The sequence below is a fragment of the Pseudoalteromonas sp. MMG012 genome (assembly GCF_018100875.1).
GTDB classification, from domain to species: Bacteria; Pseudomonadota; Gammaproteobacteria; order Enterobacterales; family Alteromonadaceae; genus Pseudoalteromonas; species Pseudoalteromonas aurantia.
Genome location: NZ_JAGJEF010000185.1, coordinates 1 through 1,432 on the forward strand (window position 1 = coordinate 1; position 1,432 = coordinate 1,432).

The following is a 1,432-nucleotide window of genomic DNA, read 5'->3' on the forward strand; positions in this document are numbered from 1 at the left end:
CCAACTCAGCGGGCTAATTGAGCGCAGCGAAATTTGATCCGCTGCAGTTGCTTGTTATGTTTTTTGGCATGTGAATGGGTCTATATCTTTAAGCTTATTCCAGTGTTGCAAAGTTAGAATGAATGCCTCTAGGGGGTAAACACTGTAACCTAAACAACGCATAAAGAAATCAAGCCCTTTCAAAGAAGGGAATACATATATTCCTTCCTTGCCATTATTTAAAAATTTAACATCATGAATTAATCCAAGAACTTTCAATGCTTCAATCTGTGGCCTGAACCTTGATAAAGCTATGGAGTGATCATTCTCTGTAGCAAGAATTTTTTCATGGCTAGCATTTGCAATTGGGACTATTTCAGACAAATCTCCAGGGTAAATCTCTAGGACATCTACGACAGAGTAGATCAGTTTATTTTCTGGGTAGAAAACATCACCTTCATGGTTTCCAATTGGTGGCTTGACACTACAGCATCTGGGGTCAAAGTATATCTCATTTATAAGGCGAGCCTGAAATGGTGTGAGACGTTTCAGAGTATCTGTATATACCAAAGAATCATCTGAAACGGCTGTATTTCCCGCTGCTACAGACAGTAAGCCAGCCCACATTGATTGAATTTCTTCATCTTCACACCAAGACGCTTCTTCTAATACTTCCCGAATCAGAACAGGGTTTGCTTGGCCTGATATCTCAATCTTTTGGTGCTCTATTTTATTTTTTGCCTTTTGAGATATCTTCTCAAGATTTCTTTGGCGATAAGCTGCAACCTTGTCTTTTAAAAGTAAACCGAATTCTTCAGCGGCAGGCATACAAATCGCACCGAAAAATGAACCCAGTCCATCAACAGTTTTGTCGGTTGCTTTCTCTACTGCTTTTGCAACAGGTTTAATTCCCATCAAATCTAAACTTTTTTCTTCTTCCATATTCAACTCTCTAAACTAGAGGGAAACATAACAGTGTATTAGCGTGAATTCCGATAAACACTCTGCCCTTATTTCATGCAGAGACAACCAGAACCGCCAATTAATTTAATATATATTAGTAACTTAACACTTTCCCTCACACACAACAATCACCTTTTTACACCTTCTGAATCCGAGAATTTACTTAACCGAGAACCATTTGGGTCGTTATGTAATTTTACTAAAGCAAAAACTATATATAATTCAGTCAATTAAGTTTATATGTCAATTTAAACGTGCATTTTTTAAATTACATAACGAGAAGAGAGGTTAGCAATTTTGAGAGATTAAATTATAACTGTATATAAAAACAGGTATAGAGCATCTTATGTCTTCATCTCCTTTTCTTGAATCGGTTCGAACCGAACTACGCACAAGGCGCTATAGTATTAAAACTGAGAAGGTGTACTTATACTGGATCAAGTCGTTCATCATTTTTAATGATAAAAAACACCCTAAGGATATGAGCAAC

General features: G+C 36.9%; 2 protein-coding genes. One reads left to right on the forward strand and one right to left on the reverse strand.

Translation table 11 applies throughout. The features are described 5' to 3' along the window. Positions 1 to 54: 54 nt before the first annotated feature. The gene (locus tag J8L97_RS22895; protein ID WP_211053025.1) at positions 55 to 921 is read right to left on the reverse strand and encodes an Abi-alpha family protein; all 867 of its coding nucleotides are present in this window, start codon (positions 919 to 921) and stop codon (positions 55 to 57) included. 367 nt (positions 922 to 1,288) lie between these two features. On the opposite strand from J8L97_RS22895, the gene J8L97_RS22900 reads away from it, so the two are divergent. Continuing rightward, a partial coding sequence (locus tag J8L97_RS22900) for a phage integrase N-terminal SAM-like domain-containing protein (protein WP_211053026.1) occupies positions 1,289 to 1,432 on the forward strand: 144 nt, incomplete at its 3' end.

Coding starts and splice junctions, on each gene's coding strand:
- J8L97_RS22895 (WP_211053025.1), bottom strand. CDS start 921: ATGGAAGAAGAAAAAAGTTTAGATTTGATGGGAATTAAACCTGTTGCA.